Source organism: Micrococcus sp. MS-ASIII-49 (assembly GCF_000946635.1).
GTDB classification, from domain to species: Bacteria; Actinomycetota; Actinomycetes; order Actinomycetales; family Micrococcaceae; genus Micrococcus; species Micrococcus luteus.
In genome coordinates, this window is record NZ_JXSP01000110.1 from 16,938 (window position 1) to 38,435 (window position 21,498).

17 protein-coding genes are annotated in these 21,498 nt (G+C 74.6%); 11 read left to right on the top strand and 6 right to left on the bottom strand.

Annotated elements, in window-relative coordinates; translation table 11 throughout:
- Window positions 1-4: 4 nt before the first annotated feature.
- Both SJ20_RS07730 and SJ20_RS07735 read right to left on the bottom strand, forming a co-directional pair.
- Complete coding sequence (locus SJ20_RS07730) at window positions 5-1,036, bottom strand: 3-oxoacyl-ACP synthase III (protein WP_044659529.1); 1,032 nt, start codon at window positions 1,034-1,036, stop codon at window positions 5-7.
- Window positions 1,037-1,177: 141 nt separating this feature from the next.
- Window positions 1,178-3,784: a DNA topoisomerase (ATP-hydrolyzing) subunit A gene (locus tag SJ20_RS07735; RefSeq protein WP_044659530.1), complete on the bottom strand. Its 2,607-nt coding sequence runs from the start codon at window positions 3,782-3,784 to the stop codon at window positions 1,178-1,180.
- Window positions 3,785-3,832: 48 nt separating this feature from the next.
- Between SJ20_RS07735 and SJ20_RS07740 the strand changes: the two genes are divergently transcribed.
- From SJ20_RS07740 to SJ20_RS07750, 3 genes are read left to right on the top strand one after another with little or no spacing between them, the layout of a single operon-like run.
- The gene (locus SJ20_RS07740; RefSeq protein WP_044659531.1) at window positions 3,833-6,562 is read left to right on the top strand and encodes a GNAT family N-acetyltransferase; all 2,730 of its coding nucleotides are present in this window, start codon (window positions 3,833-3,835) and stop codon (window positions 6,560-6,562) included.
- 57 nt (window positions 6,563-6,619) lie between these two features.
- The gene (locus tag SJ20_RS07745) at window positions 6,620-7,288 is read left to right on the top strand and encodes a DUF5998 family protein (protein ID WP_044659536.1); all 669 of its coding nucleotides are present in this window, start codon (window positions 6,620-6,622) and stop codon (window positions 7,286-7,288) included.
- On the top strand, window positions 7,285-8,466 hold the full coding sequence (locus SJ20_RS07750; RefSeq protein ID WP_044659532.1) for an alkaline phosphatase family protein: 1,182 nt from the start codon (window positions 7,285-7,287) through the stop codon (window positions 8,464-8,466). The genes SJ20_RS07745 and SJ20_RS07750 overlap by 4 nt, the downstream gene beginning before the upstream one ends.
- Window positions 8,467-8,496: 30 nt before the next feature.
- Here the strand turns inward: SJ20_RS07750 and sepH are convergent, their stop codons facing one another.
- A complete protein-coding gene (gene sepH / locus SJ20_RS07755; protein WP_044659533.1) occupies window positions 8,497-9,936 on the bottom strand; it encodes a septation protein SepH in 1,440 nt (479 codons plus the stop codon).
- Window positions 9,937-10,227: 291 nt separating this feature from the next.
- On the opposite strand from sepH, the gene SJ20_RS07760 reads away from it, so the two are divergent.
- Window positions 10,228-10,527 (top strand): DUF4193 domain-containing protein, encoded by a 300-nt coding sequence (locus SJ20_RS07760; RefSeq protein WP_002858157.1) that lies wholly within the window; start codon window positions 10,228-10,230, stop codon window positions 10,525-10,527.
- A gap of 19 nt (window positions 10,528-10,546) precedes the next feature.
- On the opposite strand, the gene SJ20_RS07765 is transcribed toward SJ20_RS07760, so the two are convergent.
- Window positions 10,547-11,089 (bottom strand): DUF3093 domain-containing protein, encoded by a 543-nt coding sequence (locus SJ20_RS07765; protein ID WP_036382817.1) that lies wholly within the window; start codon window positions 11,087-11,089, stop codon window positions 10,547-10,549.
- 117 nt (window positions 11,090-11,206) lie between these two features.
- Here SJ20_RS07765 and dut point away from each other — a divergent pair, with 117 nt between their 5' ends.
- The 4 genes from dut to SJ20_RS07785 are packed head-to-tail and all read left to right on the top strand — an operon-like array spanning window position 11,207 to window position 13,504.
- On the top strand, window positions 11,207-11,689 hold the full coding sequence (gene dut / locus SJ20_RS07770) for a dUTP diphosphatase (RefSeq protein ID WP_036382821.1): 483 nt from the start codon (window positions 11,207-11,209) through the stop codon (window positions 11,687-11,689).
- Complete coding sequence (locus tag SJ20_RS07775; RefSeq protein WP_044659534.1) at window positions 11,686-12,462, top strand: DUF3710 domain-containing protein; 777 nt, start codon at window positions 11,686-11,688, stop codon at window positions 12,460-12,462. Before dut ends, SJ20_RS07775 begins: the two co-directional genes overlap by 4 nt.
- Window positions 12,459-12,776, top strand: coding sequence for an OB-fold nucleic acid binding domain-containing protein (locus tag SJ20_RS07780; protein ID WP_020625078.1), 318 nt, complete (start codon window positions 12,459-12,461; stop codon window positions 12,774-12,776). Before SJ20_RS07775 ends, SJ20_RS07780 begins: the two co-directional genes overlap by 4 nt.
- 23 nt (window positions 12,777-12,799) lie before the next feature.
- Window positions 12,800-13,504, top strand: a complete 705-nt coding sequence (locus SJ20_RS07785) for a DUF3159 domain-containing protein (RefSeq protein ID WP_020625079.1) — start codon at window positions 12,800-12,802, stop codon at window positions 13,502-13,504.
- On the opposite strand, the gene SJ20_RS07790 is transcribed toward SJ20_RS07785, so the two are convergent.
- Together SJ20_RS07790 and SJ20_RS07795 are read right to left on the bottom strand one after the other, a co-directional pair.
- Window positions 13,456-14,169, bottom strand: coding sequence for a TrkA family potassium uptake protein (locus SJ20_RS07790; protein ID WP_036382825.1), 714 nt, complete (start codon window positions 14,167-14,169; stop codon window positions 13,456-13,458). The two genes, SJ20_RS07785 and SJ20_RS07790, sit on opposite strands and share 49 nt — an antisense overlap.
- Window positions 14,166-14,867, bottom strand: a complete 702-nt coding sequence (locus tag SJ20_RS07795; protein ID WP_020625081.1) for a TrkA family potassium uptake protein — start codon at window positions 14,865-14,867, stop codon at window positions 14,166-14,168. Before SJ20_RS07795 ends, SJ20_RS07790 begins: the two co-directional genes overlap by 4 nt.
- 134 nt (window positions 14,868-15,001) lie before the next feature.
- Here SJ20_RS07795 and SJ20_RS07800 point away from each other — a divergent pair, with 134 nt between their 5' ends.
- The 3 genes from SJ20_RS07800 to acnA all read left to right on the top strand — a co-directional run bounded on the left by SJ20_RS07800 (window position 15,002) and on the right by acnA (window position 21,490).
- Window positions 15,002-16,954, top strand: coding sequence for an APC family permease (locus SJ20_RS07800; RefSeq protein WP_020625082.1), 1,953 nt, complete (start codon window positions 15,002-15,004; stop codon window positions 16,952-16,954).
- Between the two features lie 159 nt (window positions 16,955-17,113).
- The gene (locus SJ20_RS07805) at window positions 17,114-18,586 is read left to right on the top strand and encodes a class I SAM-dependent RNA methyltransferase (protein ID WP_020625083.1); all 1,473 of its coding nucleotides are present in this window, start codon (window positions 17,114-17,116) and stop codon (window positions 18,584-18,586) included.
- Between the two features lie 201 nt (window positions 18,587-18,787).
- Entirely contained in the window at window positions 18,788-21,490 is a 2,703-nt protein-coding gene (gene acnA, locus SJ20_RS07810) for an aconitate hydratase AcnA (protein ID WP_020625084.1), read from the top strand.
- The last annotated feature ends 8 nt before the right edge of the window (window positions 21,491-21,498 follow it).

Here is a 21,498-nt window from a genome sequence, read left to right on the forward strand (position 1 = left end):
CAGCTCACCATTCGATCTCGAGCATCGCGGTGTTCAGGCCCGAGCCCACGCCCAGGCAGACCACCGTGTCCCCGTCCTCCAGGGCGTCCATCTCCCGCACGAGGGTGATGGGCAGCGACGCCGGGCCGACGTTGCCCAGCGTGGGGAACGTCGTCGGGATGCGCGCCGGGTCCAGGTGGGCGGACTCCGCGATCGCGTCGGTGTGCATCTGCGAGACCTGGTGGGTGATGAACCGGTCGGCCTCCGGCCACGCCCACTCCGCCGGGACGTCGTGCCACGCGTCCATCACGAGCTCGAGACCGTCCTTGAGCAGGGCGGTGGAGTCGGTGTACATGCCGTGGTGGTCGCCCACGCACAGGCCGTGGTGGTCGGTGCCGGCGCGGGTGATCCCGCGGACGATCCGATGGGCGTCCGGGTGGTCCTCGATGCGGCCGACGACGGCGGCGGCGGCCCCGGAGCCCAGCGTCAGGGACGCGAACTGCTCCATGAAGTTGCCGCGGTGCGTGGTCTCGGCGTGCAGGTTGGCCACGGTGGCGGCCTGCACCTTCGAGGCGTCCTCGGCGGCGACCACGACCGCGTAGTCGATCTGGCCGGCGTCCACGAGGGTGGAGGCGAGCATGAGGCCGTTGACGAACCCGAGGCACGCGTTCGTGATGTCGAAGTTGGTCGCCGAGGTCGGCAGCCCCATGAGGTGATGGATCCGCACGGCCACGGAGGGCTCGAGCGTGGCCCGGGTGACCGACGTGTTCACGAGCAGGCCCACCCGCTCCCGGGGGACGCCGGCCTGCTCCAGGGCCGCGACGCCGGCGCGGGCGGCGGCCTCCTGGAAGTCCTCGGTCTCGTCCCAGTTCCGTCGGCTGCGCACACCGGCCACCCGCTCCAGGAGGGAGCCGGGCAGGCGCAGGCGGGTGAGCACCTCCGCCAGCTGGTCGTCGAGGTCCCGCGAGGTGACTTCGACGGGGGCCTCCACCTCGGTGACCGCCAGGAGGGCGGCGCGGGAGTACTCGTAGCTGGCGTTGCCGGACACGTTCGTCACCAGGACCAATCTGCGGGGGGTCGGGGGAGGGGGGCGCTCACCTGCGGTGAGACGACAGCCCACTGTATCGGAGGGGTCGGGCGGGGCGCCCATCCGGGGCGTCGATCGGCCCGAGGCGAACAGGCTCGCCCCGGACCGGGGTCAGTCCGCGGACACGGCCACGGCGTCGTCCTCGGCGGGCGGGGCCGAGACGAGTTCGGGGGAGGCGCCGGCGCCGACGGCCTCGATGCGCTGGTCCACGGGCACGCCCGAGCCGTCCCGGCGCCCATACTCGATCGGCAGCGCGCGGGCCACGCCGGCCCGGGAGGCCGCGAGCGCGGGCGCGGCGCCGATCCAGCCGAGCTCGAGGCCGCTCTCGCCCTTGAGCAGCCGGTGGGCGCGCACGCCGCCGGTGCCGCGGCCCTTGGCCGGATACTCCCCGAGCGGGGTGACCTTGACGGAGCCCGGGGCGGAGCCGAGCACGTCCGCCTCGCCGTCCGCCACGGTCACCACGACGGCGGGCCGCGGGTGGGCCGCGGCGTCCGCACCGGTCTCGGTGAGGGAGGCGGCGGGGGCCACCCCGAACGCGAGCACCGTGTCCCCGGCGGCCAGCCGGATGCCCGCGACACCGCCGCCGGCCGGGCCCTGGGGGCGCACGGCGGAGGCGGCGTAGCGCAGCAGCTGGCCGGTGCGGGTGAGGAAGACGAGCTGGTCGGCCTCGTCCGGGGCGGGGGCGGCGCCGACCACCGCGTCGCCGTCCTTCAGGGCGACGGCGTCGACGACCTGGCGGTTCAGGGGCCATTCCGGCCGGACGCGCTTGACGACCCCGTGGGCGGTGCCCAGCGCCAGGACGGCGTCCAGGGGGACCAGGGCCACGAGCGTCTCGCCCTTGGCCAGGGGCACCAGCTCCGCGACGGGGACGGCCGCGGTCATCGCGGGGGCCGCGGACGGCTCGCCGGCCGCCGGCAGGTCGACCGCCTGGAGGCGGTGCAGCGCGCCGGCGGAGGTGAGGGCCCCGATCTCGCCGCGGGCCGTCGTCGGGACCACGGAGGTGAAGGCGTCGTGCTTGCGGCGCCGGCCCTGCGGGGCGATCGGCGTGCGGTCCGCGGTGCGCAGCAGGCGTCCGGAGGTGGAGAGCAGGGCCCAGCACGCCGTGTCGGGGACCATCAGGTCCGCCCCGGCCTCCGCGGCGCCGGCGGGGGTGGGCCCGGACGGTGCGGGCCCGGCGGCGGGGGCCGCGGCGGTCTCGGCCTCGAGCAGGACCGTGCGCCGGTCGTCGCCGTGCTCGTCGGCCACGGCCTGCAGCTCGGCCGAGACCACCTCGCGCAGCCGCGCGTCGGAGGCGAGGATCGCCTCGAGCTCGGCGATCGCGGCCTGCAGCTCGTCGCGCTCGGCCTCCAGCTCGATGCGGGAGAACTTCGTCAGCTGGCGCAGCCGCAGCTCCAGGATGTGGTCGGCCTGCACCTGGGTGAGGTCGAAGACGCCCATGAGGCGGGTGCGCGCGGCCGCGGTGTCGTCCGAGGAACGGATGATCTCGATGACCTCGTCGATGTCCACGAGCGCCAGCAGCAGGCCCTCGACGAGGTGGAGACGATCGCGGTGCTTGCCGAGGCGGTGCCCCGTGCGGCGCCGCACCACGTCCAGACGGTGGTCCACGTAGACCCGCAGCAGGGGCAGCAGGCCCAGGGTCTGCGGCTGCCCGTCGACGAGCGCGACGTTGTTGATCCCGAACGTCTCCTCGAGCGGGGTGTGCCGGTACAGGGCGGCCAGCACGGCCTGGGGGTTGAACCCGGACTTGAGCTCGATCTGCAGGCGCAGCCCGTTCTTGCGGTCCGTCAGGTCCACGACGTCGGCGATGCCGCTGAGCTTCTTCGCGTCGACGCCGGCCTTGATCCGCTCGATGACCTTCTCGGGGCCCACGCCGTACGGCAGCTCGGTGACGACCAGGCCGGTGCGACGCGCGGAGACCTGCTCCACGGCGACAGCGGCTCGCATGCGGAACGTGCCGCGGCCGGTCGCGTAGGCGTCGCGGACGCCGTCGAGCCCCACGATCCGGCCGCCCGAGGGGAGGTCGGGGCCGGGGATGTGGGCCATGATCGCCTCGAGGTCCGCCTCGGGGTCCGCGAGCAGGTGGCGCGCGCCCGCCACGACCTCGCGCAGGTTGTGCGGGGCCATGTTCGTGGCCATGCCGACGGCGATGCCGGTGGTGCCGTTGACAAGCAGGTTGGGGTAGGCGGCGGGCAGCACGGCCGGCTGCTGGAGCTGGTTGTCGTAGTTGGGGACGAAGTCCACGGTGCCCTCGTCGAGGTCCGCGGTGAGCGCCAGGGCGGCCGGGGCCATGCGGGCCTCCGTGTAGCGCGGGGCCGCGGGGCCGTCGTCGAGCGAGCCGAAGTTGCCGTGCCCGTCCACCACGGGCAGACGCAGGGAGAACGGCTGGGCGAGGCGGACCATCGCGTCGTAGATCGCGGCGTCGCCGTGGGGGTGCAGCTTGCCCATCACCTCGCCTACCACCCGGGCGGACTTCACATGGCCGCGGTCCGGGCGCAGGCCCATGCGGGCCATCATGTAGAGGATGCGCCGCTGCACCGGCTTGAGGCCGTCGCGCGCGTCCGGCAGGGCGCGCGAGTAGATCACCGAGTAGGCGTACTCGAGGAAGGACGCCTCCATCTCCTCGGAGACGTCGACGTCGACGATGTTCTCCTGCTCCAGCGGCAGCGGGCGCGGGGCGTCCTGCTCGGCGGGGCGGGAACGGGATGAACGGGCCATCATGGTGGTCGGGGAGTCCTCACGGCGTCGGGGATTGTCTACAGTGATCCTATGGGTGAGACCGAAGCCGTCCGCGGATATCCCTCCCACTGGGAGGCCGATGTGGTGCTCCGTGACGGTGCGACGGCCCACCTGCGGCCCATCTCGCCCGAGGACGCCGCCGAGCTGCAGCGCATGCACGCCGGGCAGTCCGAGAACTCCATCTACCTGCGCTACTTCACGTACAAGTCCGAGCTGAGCGCCAAGGACCTGGACCGGTTCACCCACGTGGACCACCGGGACCGGGTGGCGTTCGTGATCACCCGGGGCGGCCGCCTGCTGGGCGTGGGCCGCTACGACCGCTACGGGGACTCCGACGCCGCGGAGGTCGCCTTCAACATCTCCGACGCCGCGCAGGGCCGCGGGCTGGGCTCCATCCTCATGGAGCACCTGGCCGTGGCCGCCCGCGAGAACGGCATCCGCCGCTTCACCGCCGAGGTCCTGCCCGAGAACCGCAAGATGCTCTCGGTGTTCCAGGAGTCCGGCTTCGAGGTGACCCGCCGGTTCGAGGACGGCGTCGTGGCCGTCGAGTTCCCCATCGACCCCACCGCCCGGTGGCGCGCCGTCGTCGAGTCCCGCGAGCACCGCGCCGAGTCCCGCAGCGTCGCCGAGCTGGTCGAGCCCGCGTCCGTGGCCGTCGTCGGCGCCTCCCGCGATCCGCAGGCCGTCGGCTCGCTCGTGCTGCGCCACGTCCTCGAGGCGGGCTTCACGGGAGCCGTCCACGCCGTGAACCGCGCCGCCGAGGACGTCCAGGGCCTCACCGCCCACCGCTCCCTGGCCGACATCGGCGAGCCGGTCGACCTCGTCGTCGTCGCCGTGCCCGCCGACGAGGTCGAGGCCCTCATCCCCGAGGCCGCCGCGGCCGGGGCCCAGGGCCTCGTGGTCCTCACCTCGGGCTACGCCGACGCCGGCGCCGAGGGGCTCGAGGCCCAGCGCCGCCTGGTCTCCCGCGCCCGCGCCCACGGCATGCGTGTGATCGGCCCGGCCTCGGCCGGCCTGGTCCGCACCGACCCCGCGATCCGCCTCAACGCCTCCCCGTCCCCGGGCCTGGCCCAGCGCGGCCCCGTCGGCCTGTTCAGCCAGTCCGGCGCCGTCGGCGCCATGGTCTCCGCCGGCGTCAAGCGCCGCGGGGTGGGGATCTCCACCTCGATCAGCGCCGGCAACCGTGCGGACGTCTCGGGCAACGACGCCATGCAGTTCTTCGAGGCGGACCCCCACACCGCCGCCGTCGGCGTGTACCTCGAGTCGTTCGGCAACCCGCGCAAGTTCTCCCGCATCGCCCGGCGGCTCTCCCGCACCAAGCCCGTCGTGGTGGTCCGCTCCGACGTCACCGGGCGCTTCCTGCCCCCGGGCCACGAGACCCGCACCACCCAGGCCCCCGAGGGCGCCGTGGACTCGATGCTCGACCAGACCGGCGTGCTCGAGGCCCACACGCACGAGGCCATGCTCGACATCCTCATGGCCGTGGCCAGCCAGCCGCTGCCCACGGGCCACCGCGTCGTCCTCGTGGCCGACTCGCTCGCCCTGGACCGGCTGGGCCGCGACGCCGCGGCCGAGGCCGGGCTGGAGGTCACGGCCACCGTCGGCCTCGTCGGCAGCGAACAGGGCATCGCCCCGCCCGCCGAGACGCTGGTCTCCGCCGTCCGGGACGCCGTCCGCCACGAGCAGGCCGACGCCGTCGTGGTGCTGGCCCGCCTCGGCCTGCACCAGGCGGACGACGAGCCGGAGCGGCTGGCCCACGCCCTCGCGGACGCGACCCGGGACGCCCGCATCCCCGTGCTCGGCTGCCTGACCGACGTCGTCTCCCCGCGCTACCGCGGCGCCACGCTCGGCGCCACCGGGCCCGTGGGTGACGACGCCGAGCCCGGCTCCCTGCAGCCCGGCCTGCCCTTCTACCCGTCGCCGCAGCAGGCCATGACCGTGCTCGGCGCGCTCGCGGACTACGTCCACTGGCGCCGCCAGGAGGTCGGCGAGCCGCTCGAGCCGACCGGCCTGCACCCGCACGAGGCCGAGGAGCTCGTGGAGGCGGCCGCCGCGCGTGCCGAGGGCACCGAACTCGTCCGGCTCTCCGACGAGGAGACCGAGACGCTGCTGGGCCACTACGGGATCACCGTGCTGCCCTCGGCCCGGTTCGAGACCGCCGACGAGGCCGTGGCGGCCGCCGAGCGGCTCGGCTTCCCCGTGGCGCTCAAGGCCGTGGACCCCCACCTGCGGCACCGACTCGACCTGGGCGGCGTCCGCCTGAACGTGGTGGACGCCGATTCCCTGCGCCGCAACGTCGAGCACATGCGCCGTCTGCTCGCGCCGTTCGGCGTGCGCGAGCTCGAGGTCCAGGCCATGGCCCCCGCCGGCCAGGCCTGCATGCTCACGGCGCTCGAGGACCCGCTGCTGGGCCCCGTGGTCTCCTTCGGCATCGCCGGCGACGCCACGGACCTGCTGGGGGACTGGGTGCACCGCGTGCCCCCGCTCACGGACCGGGACGTGGCCCGCATGGTCCGCGCCCCCCGCGCCGCCGTGAAGCTGCGCGGCACCGGCGGGGTGCCCTCCGTCGACCTCGCCGCGCTGGAGGACCTCGTGGGCCGCGTCAGCGTCCTCAAGGACGACCTGCCGCAGGTCGCCCGCCTGCGCTTCGCGCCCGTGCTGGCCGCCCCCGAGGGCGTGACGGTGCTGCAGGCCGAGGTGCACGTCGCCAACGCGGCCCGCCGCACCGACTCGGCCCGGCGCGCGTTGCGCGGCCGCTGACCGGGCCGTCCACAGCGGGCCCGGACGGCCCGGCGCCGGACCCGTAGCATGGGGGACATGAGCCCGTTCCGCAGGAGTCACGAGCCAGGCCGTCCCGACCACCGCCCCGACGCCCCCGAGGCCGAGGGCCGGCAGCGCGAGGCCCGCACCCTGGACGGCAGCGGCGGCCTCGACGCCTCACTCGTCCGCGCCGGCTTCTACCCGGACCTCGTGGCGCACGCCATCGCCCTCGAGCTCGAAGGCCGCACCCCGGACGCGCACCTCGTCCACGTGGACACGCACTTCGACTACGAGGAGATCCACCGGCACATCACGGCCCTCGTGCTCGCCGGGGACACCCTGCTGGCCGTCCACCTCGACGACCACGCCGCCGACCCGGCCGGCCAGGCGGTCCTCGCCCAGGTCTCCACCGAGATGGTCCCGGTCCGCGCCCTCGGCTCCGTGGTCCTGACCACCGGCCACGCCGACCCCGCCCGCTTCCGGCCGTCCGACCCCGTGGCCGAGATGACCCTCGGGCTGATGTGGGCCGGAGGCCAGCGACTGGACCTGCAGCCCGCCGGCTGCGCCGACCCCCAGTGCGACCTCGACCACGGCTACACCGGCACCGCCACCCGCGAGGACCTCGTGATCCGCGTCGCCGCCGACGCCGACGGGCAGGGGGCCGTCGACGGCGCCCTGGCCTTCGCCCGGGCCCTGCGCCGCGCCCACCTGGCGGCCACCACGTGACGGGGCCCGCCCTCCCCGACGGCGTGGTCCCCGCCGACCGTGCCCTGCGCTCCGTCCTGACCTCCGCCGCGGCCGCCCTCGGTGTCCCGGGCTGTGAGAACGCGCTCGCGGTCCCGGCGGGCCGCCGCGTGGTCGTCGCCCTGGTGGACGGCCTCGGACGGTCCCTCCTGAAGCGCTTCGGCGGCCACGCCCCCACGCTGCGCTCGGCGATGGCCGACGGCGGCCGCGTCCTCGAGGCGGCCGTGCCCACCACGACGGCCGCGTCCCTCACGAGCCTGGGCACCGGGCTGGACGTCGGGGAGCACGGCGTGGCCGGCTACGACGTGCTCGACCCGGACCGGGACGTGGTGATCAACCAGCTGGGCGGCTGGGACGAGGCCACCGACCCGGTGGGGTGGCAGCCGAAGCCCACCGTGTTCGAGCGCGCCGCCGCGGCCGGCGTGGACGCCGTCACGGTCTCGCTGCCCGCCTTCGAGCGTTCGGCCCTGACACGGGCGGGGCTGCGTGGCGGCCGGTTCGTGGCCGGCCGCGCCCTGATCGCCCGCGCCCAGGCCGTCGAACGCGTGCTGAAGGACGCCCGCGTGCCCACGCTCGTCTACTTCTACGTCAACGAGCTGGACAAGGCCGGCCACCGGGACGGCGTGGGCTCGGACCGGTGGCTGCACGCCCTCGAGGAGATCGACGCGGCGGTGCGGCGCCTGGTGGACCGCGTGCCCGCCGGGACGGTGGTGCTCGCCACCGGCGACCACGGCATGGTCGACGTGCCGCCGTCGCGCCGCGTGGACTACGCCGCCCTGGACGAGGCCGGGGAGCTCGCCGACCCCGCGCTGCTCGAGGGGATCGCGCACACCGCGGGGGAGCCCCGCCTCGTGCAGCTGCACTTCCGATCCGACGCGGGTCCGGACGTGCGCGAGAGGGTGCGGCGCACCTGGGCCGAGCGCTACGGGGCGCACGCGTGGGTGCTCACGCGGGACGAGGCCGTCGACGCCGGCTGGTTCGGCGCCGTCGTCGAGGACCGGGTCCGTGCCCGCATCGGGGATCTGCTCGTCGCCGTGCACGGGGATCTTGCCCTCTACGACGGCCGGCGGGTGCCCCCGCACGCCTTCGAGATGGTGGGCCAGCACGGCGCGCCCACGCGCGCCGAGCGGGAGGTCCCGCTGCTCACCTGGCACCGCTGAGCCCGCCCCGCGGCCGGGGCCGGGCCGGGGTCAGTCGCCCTTGCGGCCGAAGACGATCTCGTCCCAGCTGGGCACGGACGCGCGGCGAGCGGCCGAGCGGGCCCGGGGGCGCGGCGTGACGGCCGGCATGGCAGGGCGCGCGGCACGCTCGCGAGGCGCGGGCTCCGCCCCCTCGTCCTCGACACCCGCGTCCGCGACCTCCGCGTCCGCGACGTCTGCGGCAGTGTCCTCGGCGCGGTCGGTCTCGGCGGCCGGTTCCGGCTCGTCGATGCCCGGGGCGTCGTCGGCGGTCGTCAGGGCCCCCTCGGCGTCGACCGGGGCGAGCGGCTCGGGCGCCTGGGCGGCCTCGCGCCGACTCCGGTCCTGGTGCTCGCGGGCGATCAGGTGCGCGAGCGTGTCGTCCGACTCCAGGTCCGCGCCCACACGCTGACCCCGGCGCACCCGCAGGATCTCCAGCAGATCGGCGTCGCGGTCGGCGGCCGGGGAGTGCGCACCCGCGGGGGTCACGGCGTCCTCGGCGTCCACGTCGTCCGTCACCGGTTCGGCCGCGGGGGCGCGGGGGACCAGGTCCCAGGCCTCCGCCTCGGACAGGGCGCGGGCCCAGGCGTTCTCGGGTTCGAGGTGGCGTCCGGCCGGGCGGAACGTCCAGAGCGCCGGCGGCTCCTCGCGGGTGGGCAGACTCCCCGCACCGGACACGGCGAACCGGGCGGCCACGGTCCAGCCGGCCTGGTCCTCGCGCCACGCGTCCCACTCGAGGCTCGCCTCGTCCACGCCCAGCTCGGCGAGCCGGTGCGCGGCGAGCTCACCGAGCGTCGTGGGGCCGCCGTCCTGGACGAGGTCCGAGTAGAGGTCGGGCCCGCCGACCCAGACCTCGACGGCGCGGGCCTGCCGGGCGATCCAGTCGCGCTCGGCCAAGACGGGGTGACCGTAGGTGCGGATGCGCGAGAACGCGTTCCCGCTCTCCCGGGCCACCTGCTCCACGGAGGCGCCCGCACGGATGCGCTGCTGGATCTCCCGGGGGGTGAGGGGCACGGCCTCCTGGGTCGCGGCGGCCTTGACGGACTCCTGGTCGGTCAGCGGCGCCGGGGTCGGTCCGTCCGCGGTCGAGTCGTCGGCCACGGGCCGCGGGTCGATCCGCGGGGTGAGCGCGAGGTCCTCGTCCGGCCGGGCCGGGCCGGAGGGCGCCTCGGGAGCCCGCTCGTCCTCCTCCGCGGCATCGTCGGCGTGCGTCGCCGCGTCCACCGGTCCCTCGGCGTCCTCGTCGTCCGCCCCGGGGACGTCCATCTCCGTCATGTCGTGCCAGGCCGCGGGGCCGTCCTCGGCCGGTCGCCCGTCCTCGGGCGCGGCGCCCTCGATGACCAGCCGGCGCAGATAGGGGGAGAGGGGGAGCGTGTGCTCCTCGCCCTCGGGCCCCGACAGGCGCAGCGCGTCGCCGTCCTCGGTGGGTCCGGTCAGTCGCAGCTCTGCCATGGCGGTGGTCCCTCCCACATCGTGTTCTGGTCACCGGGCATGCGGACGCCCGGCCGGGCATGCCCCGATCCTAGCCGCCGGGCCGCAGACCACGGCCCGGGCGAGGGGCGCGCGCCCGCGCGAATCCGCCCTGGGCGAGCATGCCGGTCAACATTTGGCACGGGTTCGGCCATGGTGCACAATCTACGCGCAACGGCGCAGGCCGGTGATGCGTGGCCCGCCCACGACGCCGCCTGCGCAGTGCCGGCACCGGTCCCGGTGCCGTCCCCCACCAGCGGAGCGTGAAACCCCATGGCCACTGACTACGACGCCCCTCGCAAGAACGAGGAAGAGCTGAGCCAGAACTCCATCGAGGAGCTGAAGGCACGGCGCACGGACACCCAGTCCGCCGTCGTGGACGAGGACGAAGCGGAGGCCGCCGAGGGGTTCGAGCTGCCCGGCGCCGACCTCTCGGGTGAAGAGCTGATGGTGCGGGTGCTGCCCGCCCAGTCGGATGAGTTCACCTGCGCCTCCTGCTTCCTGGTCCGCCATCGCTCGCAGGCCGCGCGTGAGAAGAACGGCCTGATCTACTGCACCGACTGCGAGGGCTGAGCCCCCGCCGCCGGGGCGGTCAGCGGCCCTCGGCCGTCCCCTCCTGCCGGGCCATGGTCCCGCCGAGGGCCGCGACCAGCTCCTCCGGACGCCGGGTGCTGGTCAGCCAGTAGGGTGTGCGGTCGCGCTCGTCGGTCAGCTGGATCCGCACGACGGGCGCGATCCAGCCGCGCACGTTCACGAAGGCCAGCCCGTGCAGCAGCGGGCCGCGCTGGGCCCGGGCGTCCTCGCCGCGATACCCCGTGACCTGACCGACGTGGTGCCGTTCGATGCTGGCGCGGCCCACCTGGAGGGTGCGTTCGCGCACCACGATGCGCGGGGTGGTGGCCACCAGGATCAGGACCTCGACGGCGAAGAACGCGACGGCGGCCGCGATGCCCACCCCGAGGTCGATCGGCGCGAACACGAGTATCGTCAGCGCCGCCAGCATGAGCGCCACGGCCCAGACCCCCGGGGAGGGCGTCAACCGCTCCTCGAACAGGACCGGATCGGGTCCCGCCGCAGCGCCCTCGGGGGCGCGGCGGGAGGCATCGGCGACGGGGTGCTGCTGGGGATCACGCATGGGTCCCAGCTTCCCACATCCGGACTCCGGTCCCGCCGCGCGGCACCGGTGAGGGCGCCCGCCCGGCCGCCTCGACGCGGCCCCGGGCCGACGGGTGCTCGTGTAGGGTCGGGCCTCGTGACCGACTCCGCCGAGCTGCCCGTGCCCCTGCACGCCCTCGATCCGGGCCTGGCCCCGCCCGCCTACGCGCAGCCGGGCGACGCGGGCGCGGACCTGCGCACCGCCGTCGACGTGACCCTGGCCCCGGGTGAGCGTGCCCTCGTGCCGACCGGCGTGGCGCTGGCCATCCCGGAGGGCCACGCGGGGTTCGTGCACCCCCGCTCGGGCCTCGCGGTCCGCCACGGCCTGAGCGTCGTCAACGCCCCCGGCACCATCGACGCCGGCTACCGCGGCGAGATCAAGGTGCCCCTGATCAACCTGGACCCGACCGAGCCGATCGTGCTGCGCCGCGGCGACCGGATCGCCCAGCTCGTGCTGCAGCCGGTCGTGCGGGCCCGCTTCGAGCCCGTGGACGCGCTGCCCGACTCCGAGCGCGGGGCCGGCGGCTTCGGCTCGACCGGCGGCTTCACCGCCGACACCACCCCTGGGAGGACGTCGTGATCTTCGGACGCAACCGCACCGTGCGCCACGAGCAGGTCAGCCTGCCGGCCGAGCTGCTGGAGGAGCGCGACCTCGAGATCGCCGCCGCGCCGGAGGCAGCCGACGTCGGTCCGCACGACGTCGCCACCCGCCCGGATCCCGCCGGCATGATCGACCTGGGGTCGCTGCGCCTGCGGGCGGTCCAGGGCATGAAGCTGCGCCTCGACGTCGAGGACGCGACGAAGCGGATCGTCGCCGCCACCGTCAGCCTCGGCCGCTCGGCGCTGCAGGTCCAGGCGTTCAGCGCCCCGCGCCGCACGGGCCTGTGGGACGACCTGCGCGCCGAGCTGCACGACTCCCTGTCGACCACCGCCCACGCGACCGTGCAGGAGCAGACCGGCCGCTTCGGCATCGAGATCCTCACGCGCGTGCCGGCGGCGCTGCCGGACGGCTCGCCGGGGTGGAACGTCGCCCGGTTCGTGGGCGTGGACGGTCCGCGCTGGTTCGTCCGCGGCGTGTTCCACGGCGAGGCCGCCTTCCAGCCGGAGGCCGCCGAGCCGCTGGAACAGGTGTTCTCCGACCTGGTCGTGGTGCGGGGCGACGAGCCGCTCCCGCCGCGCGAGCTGCTGCCCCTGCGTCCGCCTCCCAACGCGCGCCCGCTGCAGCGTCGCCGCCCGGCCCCGGACGAGGGCCGGGACGTGCTCGCGGACACCGCCGCCGGCCCGGGGGACGGCGCGGCACCGGAGGCCACCGCGCTGCCCGAGCGCGGTCCGGAGATCACGGAGACCCGGTGAGCCCCGCCGTCGCAGCCCGCCCGACCGGCGCCGCGGGCCGCATCGAGCGCCGCGGCGTCATCGCCTCCGTCACACTGCCCGGCGCGGACGAGGCGACCGTCTTCCGCGCGGTCTTGGCCGACCGCCTGCCCGCGCCCGGGAGCATGGCGCCCGCGGAGACGCTGCAGCTGGTCTGGCACGGGCGGCGCCGCGTGCCCGGTGTCATGCCGGGGGAGTGGCTGACGGTCCGCGGCCGCGTCACCCAGATGGACGGCGTGCCCACCCTGCACAACCCCGAGTTCGACCTGGTCGACGCGCCCGAGGCCACGCGCTGAGCACGGCCCCGAGAGGAGAGCCCATGACCGAGCCGCGTGGCCCCGTCACCGCCGCCCCGGACGGGGCCGGCCCCCTGCCGTCTCGAGCCCGCCTGGACGAGCGCGGCCGCCTCGACGCGCTGGGCAGCGTCGGTGGCTGGCGCGGCATCGTCGAGGCCTCCCTGCCCACCCTCGTCTACATGGTCGGCTACGTCGCCACCCAGCAGGTGTGGCCCTCCGGCGTGGCGGCCGTCGCGGTCGCACTCGTGCTGGGCGTCGCGCGCCTCGTCCAGCGCCAGTCGCCGGTCCAGGTGCTGGCCGGCCTCGCCGTCGTCGTCCTGTCCGTCGTGGTCTCCCTGACCACCGGCCAGGCCCGCGACTACTACCTGTGGGGCTTCGTCACCAACGCCGCCTACGGCCTCGCGTTCGCGGTGTCCGTCCTCGTGGGCTGGCCCGCGGCGGGCCTGGTGCTCGGCCTCGTGCGCGCCGAGGGCACCCGCTGGCGGGCCCACCGGCGTCGGCGCCGCGCCTACGCCGCGGCCACCTGGATCCTCGTGGCCGTGTTCGCGCTGCGCCTGGCGGTGCAGGTGCCCCTCTACCTCGGGGACGCCGTCACCGCGCTCGGGGTGGCCCGCCTGGTGATGGGCCTGCCGCTCTATGCCCTGGGGCTCTGGCTCGCCTGGTCCGTCAGCTCGCCCGGTCAGGACGACGGCGTGCCGGCAGACTCCGCCGCCTCCGAGCGTCCCTGAGCGCGGCCCTCGCCGACGAGGAGGCGACGCAGGGCCGGCTCGGCGGAGCCGGCGGCCAGGAAGAAGAGCTCGTCGCCCACCTCCAGGACCTCGTCCGCCGACGCCTGCCGGGGGGCGCCGTCGCGCACGACCGCCACGAGCGGAGCCTCCTGCGGCCAGGACACGGTGCCGATGCGCCGGCCCTCGAGCCAGTGCTCCGCCGGGACCCGGAACTCGGACAGCGCCGCGCCGCCGGCCTCCAGTCTGAGCAGGCGCACGAGGTCCCCGGTCTCCACGGCCTCCTCCACGAGCGCCGTCATGATCGAGGGGGTGGACACGGCCACGTCCACGCCCCACGACTCGTCGAAGAGCCAGTCGTTGAGCGGGTTGTTGACGCGGGCCACGGTGCGGCCGACGCCGAACTCCGAGCGGCTCAGCAGGGAGCACACGAGGTTGACCCGGTCGTCGCCGGTCGCCGCGACGAGCACGTCCGCCTCCAGGGCGCCGCACTGCTCGAGCACGGTCAGGTCGCACGCATCCCCGAGGACGAGGCGTGCGCCGCCGACGTCGGCCTTGCGGGCCGCGTCCGTGCGCGCCTCGACGACGACCACCTCGTGGCCGTGCGCGTGCAGCTCCCGCGCGATGGAGGCGCCCACGGCGCCGGCTCCGGCGATGACGGCCCTCATGCCCGTCCCTCCTCGTCCTCGTCCGTGCCGTCCGGCACGCGTGCCTCGCCCTGCAGGGCGGCCTCCACCTGGTCCCGGCGGTCCACCGGGTAGACGGCGTGCAGCACGTCGCCCTCCTGCAGGCGGTCGCCCGGCCGGGGCAGCTGGCCGTCGCCGAGCCGGGTGAGGTAGGCGATGCGCATCCCCACCGTGGACTCGACGTCGGTCAGCCGACGGCCCCACCACGAAGAGTGGGGGACCAGCTCGGTCACGAGCAGCCGGCCGGAGGCGTCGCGGTGCTCCGCGTCGGCGGTGCCGGCCGGCAGCAGCCGGTGCAGCACCTGGTCGGCCGTCCACTGGATCGAGGCGACCGTGGGGATGCCGAGGCGCTGGTACAGCCGGGCCCGGTCGGCGTCGTAGATGCGCGCCACCACGTGGTCCACGTGGAAGGTCTCGCGGGCCACGCGGGCGGCGATGATGTTCGTGTTGTCGTCCGCGGTCACGGCCGCCAGGCCCTGCGCGCGGTCGATGCCGGCGGCGAGCAGCGCGGAGCGGTCGAAGCCCACGCCGGCCACGAGCTCGCCGGAGAAGCCGGGGGCCAGCCCCTCCACGGTCCGCGGGTCGCGGTCCACGAGGGCGACGCCGTGACCGGCCGCGTCCAGCGCGGCCGCCAACCGGGTGCCCACCCGTCCGCCGCCGACGATCACGTAGTGGGCCATGCCCGTCCCTGCCTCTCGTGCGGTGCTCCGTGCGCCGGGGAGCCGACGCGCGCTCCATCCTCGCATCCGGCGGGCACGTCCGGGAGCATCCGCGTCGCCGCGGCGTCCGGGCCCGGCGGGGGTACCGTGGTGCGGTGGCCACGCTGTCCTCCCTCCTGCGCCGCGGCCTCCTCGGTCGCCCCGTGACGTCGCACGCCGCCGACGAGCCCCGCATGAACCGGTGGCGGGCGCTGCCCGTGACGTCGTCGAACGCCCTGTCCTCCCTCGCCTACGCCCCGGACGAGGTCATCCTCACCCTGGTCGCGGCCGGCACGTCCGCGCTCGCGCTCGGACCCGCCGTCGGCTGGGCCGTCGTCGCGGTGATGCTGCTCATCGTCGTGTCCTTCCGCGCCGCGGTCGCCGCCGTTCCGCACGGCGGCATCTATCACATGGCCGGCATGAAGCTGGGCCCGAGGGCCGGCGTCGTCGCCTCGGCCGCGCTCCTGCTGGACTTCGTGTTCACCGCCGCGGTCTCCGTGGCCGCCTTCGCCCACTTCGTGGCGGCGCTGGCCCCCGGACTCACCGTCGGCAGCCGCGTGCTGGTGGCCTCGGCCGCGCTCGTGGGCGTACTGCTGGCCGCGCTCCGCGGGGTGCGGCTGTCCCGGTGGGTGCTGCCCGTGCTCGTGAGCGTGTTCGTCGCCCTGACCGCGCTGCTCGTCCTGGCGGGCCTGTGGCAGGAGGGCCGTGGGCTGCTCGGCGCGGCGCCGACGGCCGGCTGGACGCAGGAGGGCGCCGGGGTCGGCGGGACCGTCAGCACCGTGGCGACGGCGCTGCTCGCCCTGCGCGCGTTCAGCGCGGGATCGGTGCTGCTCACCGGCGTCGAGGTGCCGGTCTCGAGCACCCGCCTGATGGCCCGGCCGGCCGTGCCCACGGTGCGGTGGGTGCTCACCGTGATGGCCCTCACCCTCGGCGCGCTGACCGTGGGCGTCATGCACCTGGCTCAGCGCACCGGCGTCGTCGTCGGGCTGGAGCTGGAGAACCTCCGGGACGCCGCGGGTGCCGAGGTCACGCCCGACCGCGCCCCCGCCCCCGTGCTCGCCCAGCTCGCGGACACCGTGTACGGCCCGGGCAGCATCCTGTCCGTCGCCACCATCGCGGCCACCGCCCTGCTCCTGCTGTTCGCGGCCAAGTCGGCGTTCCGCTCGTTCCCCGCCCTGGCCGCGCGCGTGGCCGAGGACGGCTACCTGCCCCGGCAGCTGAGGGTCCGCAGCGACCGGCTGGTGCACACGTGGAGCGTCCTCGGGATGGGGGCCGTGGCCCTCTCGCTCGTGCTGTTCTTCGAGGCCCGGACCGCCCTGCTCGTGCAGCTTTACGTCATCGGCGTGCTGCTGGCCTTCACGCTCGCGCAGGCCGGCATGCTGCGGCTGTGGCGCCGCCGGCTCGTGCACACACCGGGCGCCCGGGCCCGCGCGGCCGTCCGGCTGCGCCTGATCATCACGGCGGTGGCCTGGGTGGTCACGGCGCTGGCGGGCGTCGTCGTCCTGGTCACCCGCTTCACGCAGGGCGCGTGGGTGGCGCTGCTGGCGATCGTGCTCGGCTCGCTGGTGATGGGGCGGATCCGCCGCCACTACGCGGACGTGGACCGCGAGCTCGCACCGGACCCCCAGGACGACGCGCGGGCCCTGCCCTCGCGGGTCCACGTGGTGGTCGTCGTGACCACGCTGGACCGGCCGGCGCTGCGGGCGCTGGCCTACGCCCGCGCGTCGCGGCCGTCCTCCCTCGAGGCCGTCGTCGTGGACGCCGAGCGCGCCGCCACCCTGGAGGTGATCGACGCCTGGGAGCGTGCCGGCCTGCCGATGTCGCTCACCGTGATCGCCTCGCCCTACCGCGACACGGTGGCCCCCCTGGTGCGGCATGTGCGCGAGCACCGACGCCGCTCCCCGCGGGACCTGACCATGGTGTTCATCCCGGAGTACGTGGTCCGGCCGGGCTGGCGCACGCTCCTGCACAACCGGACCGCCACCCGCCAGACGCGGCGACTGCAGCGGGAGCCGGGCGTGATGGTGGGCTCGGTGCCGTGGCAGGTCCACGAGGGCCAGGGCTCTTGACCGCCCCGGCGCCCCCGGGGAGCGGCGGATGACGCCGTCCGACGGCGCGCCCACGATCGAGGCGACACAGCCGCATCGGTCTGCAAGGATGATGATGATCTGACCAGTCGATGCTCAGGGCAAGACCTGAAGCGCGCTGCGATGCGAGAGGAGCCAGACATGGCAGTCGTCGACACGTCCACAGACGTCACCGGGATCGGGAGGACCATCGAGGTGGAGGTCGGGGCCATGGCCCACGGCGGCCACTGCGTGGCCCGGCACGAGGGGCGGGTCGTCTTCGTGCGCCACGCCGTGCCCGGCGAGAAGGTCCGGGTGGCCCTGACCGAGGCCGAGGACGGGGCCCGCTTCTGGCGCGGCGACGTCGTGGAGGTGCTGCGGCCCTCCGAGTTCCGCCGCATCCACCAGTGGAAGCTCGCGGACATGCTGCGCGCCCACGCCTCGGGTCGCCCGCCCGTGGGCGGCGCCGAGTTCGGCCACATCGTGGTCCCGCACCAGCGCCGGCTCAAGGCCCAGGTCTTCCGGGACACGGTGCACCGCATCGCCGACCTCGCGGTGGAGCCGGAGGTGTGCTTCGCCGGCTCCGAGGACGAGCCCACCGGCCAGCGCTGGCGGACCCGGAACGCGTTCGCGGTGACCCCCCAGGGGCACATCGCGATGCACGCCTACCGTTCGGCGACCCTCCTACCCGTGCGCAACATGCCGCTCGGCGTGCCGGCCCTTGATGCGCTCGCCCTGTGGGACTGGGACTTCACCGGAGCCGCCCGCGTGGACGTCGCGACGCCGGCCTCCGGCTCCCGCCCCCTCGTGCTGGTGACGCCCACCCCGCAGACGCGGGCGGACGAGGTCAAGCTCGGCCGGCTGCGCACCCGGATCCGCCAGGCGGCCAACGCGTGCGGCGTGGACGTCTCCACCGGCCTGGCCCTGCCCGGCCCGAAGCAGTTCCAGCCGGTCAAGGTCGAGCGCATCACCGGCAAGACCTGGGTCGAGGAGACCGTGGAGTCCGAGCGCGGCGGCACCAAGCGCTTCCGCGTCACGGGTGACGGCTTCTGGCAGGTCCACCAGCACGCCCCGGCCACCCTCGTGGACGCGGTGCTCGAGGACGCGCGCGTCGAGCCGGGCCAGGTCGTGGCCGACCTCTACGGCGGCGCCGGCCTGTTCAGCGCGTACCTGGCGGACGCCGTGGGACCCGAGGGCCGCGTGTACTCGGTGGAGGCCTCCCGCCAGGCCTCGAAGGACGCCCGCCGCAACCTGCACGACCAGCCGCAGGCCTCGGTGCTCAACGGCCCCACGGACAAGGTGCTCGGCAGCTGGCTGAAGTACCCCGAGCGTCCCGTGGCGGACGGCGGCCTCGGCGGTGCCGCGCTGGACACCGTCGTCCTGGACCCGCCGCGGGCGGGCGCGGGGCGGCGGGCGATCGAGCGCATCCTCGCGCTCGAGCCGGGCCGCATCGTGTACGTCTCGTGCGACCCCGCCTCGTTCGCCCGCGACCTGGCGTGGCTGCGCGACGGCGGCTACGAGGTGGAGCGCGCCCGCGTGTTCGACCTCTACCCGGACACGCACCACCTCGAGTCGGTGACCGTGCTGGTGCCGGCCGCCCAGAGCGCCCCGGCCGCGGCCGTCGTCGAGATCTGACCCGGCATCCGCGCGGCGGCCTGCGGGCCGCCGCGCGCCATGCCCGCGTCACACGGGACCGGCGCGGTACCCTGGGACGCAGTGCGGCACCTGTGACGCAGACGACGCCCGTCCCGGACGGGGCGCGGTCCGCGGCCGCGGGTGACCACCCCCCACTGGACGAGCGCCCGGAGGAAACCGGGCGGGAAGAGGAGTCCTCTCGTGACCACCGTCGACAGCTTCGGCTCCAAGGGCGTCCTGGACGTCAAGGGCGCCGAGTATGAGATTTTCCGTCTGAACAAGGTCGAGGGGGCGCAGAAGCTGCCCTACTCCTTGAAGGTGCTGCTGGAGAACCTGCTGCGCACCGAGGACGGCGCCAACGTGACCGCCGACCAGATCAAGGCCCTGGCCGCCTGGGACCCGAACGCCCAGCCGGACACCGAGATCCAGTTCACGCCGGCGCGCGTGATCATGCAGGACTTCACCGGCGTGCCCTGCGTCGTGGACCTGGCCACCATGCGTGAGGCCATCCAGGACCTGGGCGGCGACCCGGAGCGCGTGAACCCGCTCTCCCCGGCCGAGCTCGTGATCGACCACTCCGTGCAGATCGACTCCTTCGGCAACGACGCCGCCATCGAGCGGAACATGGAGATCGAGTACGAGCGCAACGGCGAGCGCTACAAGTTCCTGCGCTGGGGCCAGACCGCCTTCGACGACTTCAAGGTCGTCCCCCCGGGCATGGGCATCGTCCACCAGGTCAACATCGAGAACCTGGCCCGCACCGTGATGACCCGCGAGGTCGACGGCGTGCTGCGCGCCTACCCGGACTCCTGCGTCGGCACCGACTCGCACACCACCATGGTCAACGGCCTGGGCGTGCTCGGCTGGGGCGTCGGCGGCATCGAGGCCGAGGCCGCGATGCTCGGCCAGCCCGTGTCCATGCTGATCCCGCGGGTCGTGGGCTTCAAGCTGACCGGCAGCATCCCGTCCGGCGCCACCGCGACCGACGTGGTGCTGACCATCACCGAGATGCTCCGCCAGCACGGCGTGGTCGGCAAGTTCGTCGAGTTCTACGGCGAGGGCGTCGGCTCCGTGCCCCTGGCCAACCGCGCCACCATCGGCAACATGTCGCCCGAGTTCGGCTCCACCGCCGCGATCTTCCCGATCGACGAGGTCACCCTCGACTACCTGCGCCTGACCGGCCGCTCCGAGGAGCAGGTCGCCCTCGTGGAGGCGTACACCAAGGAGCAGGGGATGTGGCACGACCCGTCCTCCGAGGTCGCCTACTCCGAGTACCTCGAGCTGGACCTGTCCACCGTGGTGCCCTCCATCTCCGGCCCGAAGCGTCCCCAGGACCGCATCGAGCTCACCGACTCCAAGGACCAGTTCCGCAAGGACCTGCACAACTACGCCACGCAGGACGAGGCCGGCGAGGGCCGCCCGTCCAAGCTCGTGGACGTGGCCATGCCGGACGGCCGCCAGTTCCAGCTGGACCACGGTGCCGTGTCCATCGCCTCGATCACCTCGTGCACCAACACGTCAAACCCCTCCGTGATGATGGCGGCCGGCGTGCTGGCCCGCAACGCGGTCGCCAAGGGCCTGAAGTCCAAGCCGTGGGTGAAGACCTCCGTGGCCCCGGGCTCCCGCGTGGTGACCGACTACTACGAGAAGTCCGGGCTGCGCGAGTCCCTCAACGACCTCGGCTTCAACGTGGTCGGCTACGGCTGCACCACCTGCATCGGCAACTCCGGCCCGCTGGAGTCCGAGATCTCCGAGGCCATCCAGGAGAACGACCTGTCCGTGACCGCGGTGCTCTCCGGCAACCGCAACTTCGAGGGCCGCATCAACCCGGACGTGAAGATGAACTACCTGGCCTCCCCGCCGCTGGTGGTCGCCTACGCCCTGGCCGGCACCATGGACTTCGACTTCGAGAACGAGGCCCTGGGCCAGGACACGGAGGGCAACGACGTCTTCCTCAAGGACATCTGGCCGGACCCGACCGAGGTCCAGCAGATCATCGACGCGTCGATCGACACCGAGATGTTCACCTCGCAGTACGCCACGATCTTCGACGGCGACGAGCGCTGGCAGTCCCTGGAGACCCCCTCGGGCTCCACCTTCGAGTGGGACGAGAAGTCCACCTACGTGCGCAAGCCCCCGTACTTCGAGGGCATGACCATGCAGCCGGACCCGGTGTCGGACATCTCCGGCGCCCGCGTCCTGCTCAAGCTGGGTGACTCCGTGACCACGGACCACATCTCCCCGGCCGGCTCCTTCAAGTCGGACACCCCGGCGGGCCGCTACCTGCTGGAGAACGGCGTGCAGCGCAAGGACTTCAACTCCTACGGATCCCGTCGTGGCAACCACGAGGTCATGATCCGCGGCACGTTCGCGAACATCCGCATCAAGAACCAGCTGCTCGACGGCGTGGAGGGCGGCTTCACGCGCGACTTCACCCAGGAGGGCGCCCCGCAGGCCTACGTGTACGACGCGGCGCAGAACTACGCCGAGCAGGGCACCCCGCTGGTGGTCCTGGGCGGCAAGGAGTACGGCTCCGGCTCCTCCCGTGACTGGGCGGCCAAGGGCACCGCGCTCCTGGGCGTCAAGGCCGTGATCACGGAGTCCTTCGAGCGCATCCACCGCTCGAACCTCATCGGCATGGGCGTGCTGCCGCTGCAGTTCCCGGAGGGTGAGAACGCCGACTCGCTGGGCCTGACCGGCACCGAGACCTTCGACATCTCCGGCATCACCGCCCTCAACGAGGGCACCACGCCGAAGACCGTGAAGGTCACGGCCACCGGTGAGGACGGCAGGGTCACCGAGTTCGACGCGGTCGTCCGCATCGACACCCCCGGTGAGGCCGAGTACTACCGCAACGGCGGCATCCTGCAGTACGTGCTCCGTCAGATCGCCGCGAAGGCCTGATCCACGGG

Bases quoted from the DNA above. Each gene is read 5' to 3' on its own strand.
- SJ20_RS07740 (WP_044659531.1), top strand. From the start codon at position 3,833: ATGGGTGAGACCGAAGCCGTCCGCGGATATCCCTCCCACTGGGAGGCC.
- SJ20_RS07765 (WP_036382817.1), bottom strand. From the start codon at position 11,089: ATGCGTGATCCCCAGCAGCACCCCGTCGCCGATGCCTCCCGCCGCGCC.
- SJ20_RS07785 (WP_020625079.1), top strand. From the start codon at position 12,800: ATGACCGAGCCGCGTGGCCCCGTCACCGCCGCCCCGGACGGGGCCGGC.
- SJ20_RS07760 (WP_002858157.1), top strand. From the start codon at position 10,228: ATGGCCACTGACTACGACGCCCCTCGCAAGAACGAGGAAGAGCTGAGC.
- SJ20_RS07805 (WP_020625083.1), top strand. From the start codon at position 17,114: ATGGCAGTCGTCGACACGTCCACAGACGTCACCGGGATCGGGAGGACC.
- SJ20_RS07745 (WP_044659536.1), top strand. From the start codon at position 6,620: ATGAGCCCGTTCCGCAGGAGTCACGAGCCAGGCCGTCCCGACCACCGC.
- sepH (WP_044659533.1), bottom strand. From the start codon at position 9,936: ATGGCAGAGCTGCGACTGACCGGACCCACCGAGGACGGCGACGCGCTG.
- SJ20_RS07795 (WP_020625081.1), bottom strand. From the start codon at position 14,867: ATGGCCCACTACGTGATCGTCGGCGGCGGACGGGTGGGCACCCGGTTG.
- SJ20_RS07790 (WP_036382825.1), bottom strand. From the start codon at position 14,169: ATGAGGGCCGTCATCGCCGGAGCCGGCGCCGTGGGCGCCTCCATCGCG.
- SJ20_RS07735 (WP_044659530.1), bottom strand. From the start codon at position 3,784: ATGATGGCCCGTTCATCCCGTTCCCGCCCCGCCGAGCAGGACGCCCCG.